General features: G+C 56.9%; 5 protein-coding genes. All 5 read right to left on the reverse strand.

Annotated elements, in window-relative coordinates; genetic code table 11:
- Positions 1-316 precede the first annotated feature (316 nt).
- Positions 317-1198 (reverse strand): sirohydrochlorin chelatase, encoded by an 882-nt coding sequence (locus RSSM_RS20140; protein ID WP_236621258.1) that lies wholly within the window; start codon positions 1196-1198, stop codon positions 317-319.
- 577 nt (positions 1199-1775) lie between these two features.
- Positions 1776-2159 (reverse strand): heavy-metal-associated domain-containing protein, encoded by a 384-nt coding sequence (locus RSSM_RS20145; protein WP_008682997.1) that lies wholly within the window; start codon positions 2157-2159, stop codon positions 1776-1778.
- Positions 2160-2333: 174 nt separating this feature from the next.
- Positions 2334-3848, reverse strand: coding sequence for a S41 family peptidase (locus RSSM_RS20150; protein WP_008683000.1), 1515 nt, complete (start codon positions 3846-3848; stop codon positions 2334-2336).
- Positions 3849-3861: 13 nt separating this feature from the next.
- Complete coding sequence (map, locus tag RSSM_RS20155; protein WP_008683002.1) at positions 3862-4608, reverse strand: type I methionyl aminopeptidase; 747 nt, start codon at positions 4606-4608, stop codon at positions 3862-3864.
- Positions 4609-4651: 43 nt separating this feature from the next.
- Complete coding sequence (locus tag RSSM_RS20160; protein WP_008683004.1) at positions 4652-4831, reverse strand: hypothetical protein; 180 nt, start codon at positions 4829-4831, stop codon at positions 4652-4654.
- Between the last annotated feature and the right edge of the window lie 423 nt (positions 4832-5254).

The following is a 5254-nucleotide window of genomic DNA, read 5'->3' on the forward strand; positions in this document are numbered from 1 at the left end:
ACCTTTCCCCCGTAGCGAAAGTCGCCAAGACTTCGGCGATGCACGGAGCCTGCCGAAACTCTTGCCGAGTTTCCCTACCAAGTTGACTTTCGTATTCAACGCCAAAAATCCCGTAGCTCGATTCGCCGGATTTCAACCCACCATTCTCAAACACGCTCTCACAGGACAGCACCAAGTCCCACCCTTACCAGCCCGAAGCGCAAGCGAGGGAACGCGTCACTTACGTCGGAGGTCCCTCGCTTACGCGTCGGGCTGGTATTTGCGAAGTCCAGCAAGCCGCTATCCGCATCCCAAAACCGGCTGGTGTTCCCGCCGACTAAACCTCACCGGAGCCGATCCGATCTGCCAATGCCGACGCGACCAAATCCGTTGGGCCGAGATAACCCGACACGTCGAACTGCACGCCGGGGAATCGCTCCGCCGCTTCACCGACCTGCCTTTGAATCGCCTCGTACAGTCGGCCGGCGAACAGTAAATGCGGGTGAACAATGACGCGATCAAAAACTCCGGTGCCCGCCACCAGATCCAACGTCGCTGGCAAACGCGGCTGCGCCATCGCGTAGAAAGTCGTCCAAAGTCCGTTGGACGACAACCCGAACTCAGCCGCCATCGACGGACTGTTGTTTCGACCTCGCCCTCGCACAACGACTTCGCTTAGCACACGCATGTCCGACGTAGCACACGGGTCGCGACTGCCACGCCCAACCATCACGACCGCGGTTCGCGGCTGAAAGGTGCCCGTTGCGCCGAAAGATTCGGACGCCGCTGATGAGGCGAGAACGGGACGCCGGCTCATCTTTTCTCGCAACCGGGATCGCACCGCTTCGACCATCGCGGCGTTGCGCGTGATCGGTTTAGCGAAGCACACTTTGACGGCGTCACCGTTGGGAGTCTTCGAGCGAGCCGTTTCGACTTCACTGGGAATGTCGGACTTCGCGTGACCGGCTGAGAAGAGCAGCAAAGGGGCGACCGTCACACGATCACACCCCGCGCTCATCAATGATTCCCACGCCGCAGCAATGTCAGGCTGTTGAAATTCCAACAAACATGGTTTGACCACCGCGGTGTCCCGCATCCGTTCGGCGAGACGTTCACCGAGCAGGAAGAACTCATCGGTTCCCCGCGAGTCGCGTGTTCCGTGACCGACCAACAAGACGCCGCGACGAGACGTTGCATCCATTGTGGGTCGATCAGGCATTCCCATTTCCGTTTGCTGTTGGTGCCCAGTGACGGCTTCTTTGGAAGTCAGCGAAACCAGCCAAGAATATTGAGAAGGTTCGTGAACCACCGAAAGTCTTGGTGGGTTGTTGATTTAATGAGCGTCGCCGATCACTCCGAGATCGGAACTTCAAAAGCATTCAGTAAACCGTTCTTCGTCGACTTTCACTATGGGGTGAAGTTTGTAGGCCGGACCAAACGCAGCGCTGTTCCGGCATTCACACGGCTGCCGGATGGGCGTCGCAAAGCCTCCTTCATCCGGCCTACTTTGGGTTGTTACGTAATTGGTATTTGTAGCTGGATTCGTTAGATATCGTGTCTGTGTTTCGTAGGCCGGACCAAGCACAGCGCTGTTCCGGCAAAATGTGTTGGGAGGTTGCCAGAACTGCGTCGCATGGCTCCTTGATCCGGCCTACCTTGCAACGAAGATCGGTAAGCGTGACGCTGCGTAACTCGTTGAGGTTGGCCGAAAGTCTTGGCGACTTTCGCTACGGCCTCACGCTCATCGCAGCCAGCAACAATCCGCTGGATCGATAATACGATTGGAACTAGAGCGTCTACTGAATCCGAGTCGCGTTGCTGAAACCTTCTTGTTGCAGGCTCGCCAAAGCGGCATCGATATCGAAGCCGCTGTCGTACTTCACGATCACTTTCTTGACCGTCAAGACATTCGGGTCGGGTTGTTCGACTAATTCAACTTCATCGACGCCTTCGGCCTTCTCGAGCGTTTCTTTCACATGTGGATAGCACGCGAACTGGCAGTGCATACCGGGGACTTCGAGGGTCAACGTCCCCGGTTCGGACATCACCGACTCTTCCGCCGACGCGAGCGTGGCGGACGCTTCCGCGGTGGTCGGTTGGACGTCTGGTGGCGAAGCGATGAGGGCGATCATGATTCCCAATGCCGCGATTCCGGCGACTGCATAAACAACAGATTTCATGGTTTCAAACCTTTTGAAGGTGGGGGTTAATAGGCAGGATTGAACAGGCCAACGAGATCAGAATGGTTCAATGTTCGTTGGCGACGATGGATCCATGACAGATCCAAATTGGAATTCGTACTGATGTAAACTTGAGCGGGTTCCGATCGCCGTGCATCGTGCGAATCGTGAACGCTAGGCGGCTTTATTCTGATCGACGTCTTCGGCTTTGTTCTCGGCGTTGTTTTCGTCCGTTTGTGGATCGCTGTTTTCTACGGATTCGGCCCCGTCATCCTTCGACAACATTCGTTCGACGACGGCAACGAGCGGTTTATCGAGCGACCAGACCGTTTCCTCGCCAGCCAACTCATTCGCGTCTGATTGATCTTCGTTCAACTCATCTTCGGACGCATCATCTTTGGCGACATCGACGTCAGTGTCTGTTTCGGCAGTGTCTGTTTCGTCTCCATTTTCGGGCGACTCATCGGCCGACACGATCGAGAACATATTGCGGTCGATCCCTTTGAGCGACGGGTACGAGGCTTCCTGCCACAGCGTCATCAATCGACGAAGCGTCGCCAGGTCCAACTCGATATTCAACCCTTCATCGGGGACCACCCCCCAAACGTCGTCCTCATCATCGTCTTTTCCGCGATGGATATTCCGGTCGCTCGGGCGGTAATACTTTGCAACAGTCAATCGTAGCGCGCTGCGTCCATATTCCAAGGGCAGAATATTTTGCACGGTGCCTTTCCCGAAACTCCGCGTCCCGCCGACGATCGCCCGGCCGTGATCCTGGAGGCACGCAGTCACAATTTCGCTGGCACTGGCCGAGTCGTGATCGATCAGAATCGCCATCGGGATATCCGTCGCGACCAACGTACCGGGCGTTGCCACGGCCTCTTCCTCGAGCCGACCGCCACGCGTTTTGGTCGATACGATTTTCCCCGAATCCAAGAACATGTCGGCCACGTCGACCGCCGCACTGAGCAAACCGCCGCCGTTGCCCCGGAGGTCCAACACGAGAGCCTCGAAATCATTGTTGAGATCTCGCAAAACTTTCCCGAGTTCGCCGACTGTCTTGTCACCAAAACTCGTCATCCTCACGTAAGCGACGCGGGGATTATTCGCGAGGCGATAAACCCAGCGATTGTTTTTGTCGCGATGATCGCCGATCACCGATTCCATCTGAATGCGATCACGAACAATCTTTGTCTCCACCTCTTCATCGCCGCGCCGCAGTGTCAGGTTGACCGTGGTACCGATCGGGCCGCGCAGTCGGTCACTGACTTCGCGGATGTCCCACGTCGATACGTTCTCATCGTCGACGATCAAAATCTGATCCCCGGGCAAAACGCCTGCTTCCAACGCTGGCGATCCGACCAACGGGGTGATCACCCGCACGGGCTTTCCCTGCGCCGGTTGGTCGACATAAATCCCGATCCCGGCGAATTCCTGTTGGATGCTGTCTTGGAACGATTGATAATCGCTCGGCGGGATAAACTCGCTGTGTTGATCCAGGGTTGACGTCATGCCCGAAAGGGCCGAGACGATTAACTCCCGATCGTCGACCGGTTCGACATAATATCGGTCGATCATCTCCAACGCTTCACCGACCAACAACGCCGTGTGGGTACGTTGCTGCAACACATGGCAAGCGCTCGAGACGACCAGAGTGATGCAGATGATCGTCAGATTACGTGGCAGCATGAAATCGACCGGCCTAGAACCGGTGCCCCTTCTGCGGCCCGTTCTTGGTCAACGTCAAGATCTCCGGTCCATCCTCTGTCATCAAGACCGAGTGTTCGAACTGGGCCGACGGCCGACCGTCTTTGGTTCGCACTGTCCAGCCATCGACCTTGTCGCTCTTGGTGTACCGGCTGCCGGCGTTGATCATCGGCTCGACGGTGAAACACATTCCCGGGAACAACCGATCGATCCGGCTTTGGCGGTTCGGGAAGTGAGGAATCGATGGATCGAGGTGGAACTGGCGTCCGAGCCCGTGACCGACGTACTCGCGCACTACCGTGAACCCACGACGATGAGCCTCCGGGACCACGGTCTCGCCGATCGTTGCCACACGGCAACCGGGGGTCAACGCATCGATCGCCATGTGCATGCAATCGAACGCACACTGCACAACCGCACGACGCTCTTCGGTGGTTTCGCCGATGATGAACGTTTCGCTTTGGTCGCCATGCCATCCGTCGACGATAGTCGTGATGTCGACGTTGACGATGTCGCCGTCCTTCAACTCATAGTCATCTGGGATTCCGTGACAGATGACTTCGTTGACACTCGTGCAACAGGATTTCGGAAACTTGTGATAACCGAGGGTCGCCGCTTTGTAGCCGCGATCGTAGGTCCAATCGTGCACGAGACGATCGATCTCGTTAGTCGTTACGCCAGCCTTCACGTGCGGACGGATGAAATCCATCAGCTCGCCGTTTGCCTTGCCTGCCCGCCGCATTTGGTCGCGTTGGGCGTTTGAAAGGATGAGTTTTTTTGCTTGGTCAGCATGCGTCGCCTTCGAGAAAAATGGTCGTGTCCGAATAATAGCAGGTTTCGCCCCCAGGCAAAATCAGAACACGCGGGGAGAATGGGCAGAACGCGGCAGGAACCGCCCCCAATCGGGTCATATCCGTCGCGACCGTCACCCCCGCCACGAGTTCACCGCCAAAGATCACTGCCATAGTTCACTGCCGCCCAGTCAGAAAAGCCACGATCCGGCGTTCTGCCCGGCAATAGCGAGCCCCCCAGCGAACCGAGTGGCCTGGCAACACCGAAACGGAGGAAGTCCGCCGCGGCGTGGCGTTCGGATGAAACCGCAGTGGACGACGCCAGAAATCCCCCCCAAGCGACACGCACATCAAACGACTCGCACATCAAACGACTCGCACATCAAGGACTCGTTGCCTCGTCCACTACCCTTCGTTTCGTCCACTACCCTTCGTTTCGATTTTGACAATTCGAGACCTATGATCTTGCGTTAAACTCCAATTTCCAATTCCGATCCGACTGGCTGCTGTGACACCACAGCTCGAACATGCCCAACTCGGTCACTCGGGATTGGAACCGCACCGGAACAAACGGCCGCGACGGCAATCCGCCCGTCT

It is taken from the genome of Aporhodopirellula sallentina SM41, from assembly GCF_000346505.1.
GTDB lineage: Bacteria > Planctomycetota > Planctomycetia > Pirellulales > Pirellulaceae > Rhodopirellula > Rhodopirellula sallentina.